Annotated in this window: 2 protein-coding genes; both read right to left on the bottom strand. The window is 62.7% G+C overall.

Translation table 11 applies throughout. The features are described from left to right. Positions 1-290, bottom strand: a 290-nt coding sequence (locus TPRIMZ1_RS18160; protein WP_010253380.1) for a hypothetical protein, incomplete at its 3' end; no start/stop codon positions are given. A 12-nt stretch (positions 291-302) separates the two neighbouring features. Next, a partial coding sequence (locus tag TPRIMZ1_RS18165) for a hypothetical protein (protein WP_010253383.1) occupies positions 303-936 on the bottom strand: 634 nt, incomplete at its 5' end.

A 936-nucleotide genomic window follows, 5' to 3' on the forward strand; every position in this document is an offset into this window, starting at 1 on the left:
CCCAGGGCCAGGTCCACCGTGGCGGAACCGCCGGTGACCGGTATAGGCCCAGGGATAGCAGCCCCCTCGGGCCCCTGAAACGTGAGCATAACCGCGCCAAAGTCCGCCGCCAGAGGGAACAGCGTCCGCGCCCCGGTCCCCTCCAGGGTGACCGTCACCCGCCCGTAGCCTTCGGAAACAGTATCCGTGAAGCCCCCCCCGGTGGCGGGCCGCTCTGACAGGGGATTCATGCAAGCTCCCAGAACCATCAGTACCAGAAAGGCGCCAGGCGCCATAGTGTGTTTGTTCATGCCGGTTCTCCCTTACTCGCTTACCGTGAAGCTGATTTCTTTGGAATAGGCGCTGCCGTCCTGGACACCCCGGAAGAGGACCTGATGACGCCGCGCATCGTAATCCGTAGCCTTCAGCGTGATGCTGTCGCCCCCATCGCCGAGGGCTTCCCCGGCAGCCTCATCGCCGTCCACATACCACTTCACCTTGGTATATCCCGTGGCGCTTATGGTCGCCGTTTCGTCGCCGGACAGCGTAATGCCGTCCGGCGGTATGCCGGTAAGGATAAGCTCGTGGCTCAGGTTCAGGCTGACCGTAATGGCGAGGGTTTTCGCCGTCACGGCGACGCCCACCGAGATATTCTCCACCACGAGGTAATTTCCCGTGTCAGTGGGGGTGTACGTCGCAATAAAGCTATTGCTGCCCGCGTTGCCCACCGGTGTGTCCAGCGGATTCTTGCCGGTGTTCCAGCTAAAGCCTGAGCCTGTGGGAAAGACAAGATCCGCCAGGGTCTGCCCGGCCAATGCGGTGAGGGTGGGCGCCGTGTAAGCGGGCACCGCCTTGCTGATGTCCACCGTGACGCCGGTAATGCTTTCCGGCGCAGGCGCAGTATAGTTACCCGCCGCCGCCCCGGTCAGGGTGATGGCAGTAATAGTAACGACCTTG

It is taken from the genome of Treponema primitia ZAS-1 (genome assembly GCF_000297095.1).
Classification (GTDB): domain Bacteria; phylum Spirochaetota; class Spirochaetia; order Treponematales; family Breznakiellaceae; genus Termitinema; species Termitinema primitia_A.